This is a genomic window from Shigella sp. FC1967 (assembly GCF_001743005.1).
Classification (GTDB): domain Bacteria; phylum Pseudomonadota; class Gammaproteobacteria; order Enterobacterales; family Enterobacteriaceae; genus Proteus.
The window spans coordinates 1-234 of sequence record NZ_MIIZ01000360.1; the positions used below are offsets into that span (position 1 = coordinate 1).

Annotated in this window: 1 protein-coding gene; it reads left to right on the top strand. The window is 44.9% G+C overall.

The window, feature by feature from the left end; all coding sequences use genetic code 11:
* Window positions 1-209 (top strand): hypothetical protein (locus tag BHE89_RS24225; protein WP_216080974.1); only part of this gene is annotated, 209 nt, incomplete at its 5' end.
* Window positions 210-234 lie beyond the last annotated feature (25 nt).

Genomic DNA, 234 nt, shown 5'->3' on the forward strand with positions numbered 1-234 from the left:
CCCCCTGTTTTTCCCTTTCTTCGCTGGACGCTCATCAGGATAAAAACAAAAAGCCTACCGCCCCTCGTTTTACTCGGTTGGTCAAATCGCTTCTTGCCACAAAACAAGTTTGTGACTTTCAGCGATTTCGCATCGTTTTACTTGTCAGTTTGCACGATGTTAAAAACGCACTCAGAAGCCCGCAAAACCGTTCTAAACTTTCAGCGTAGATTTGGGTGTTTTATAGGGTGATCG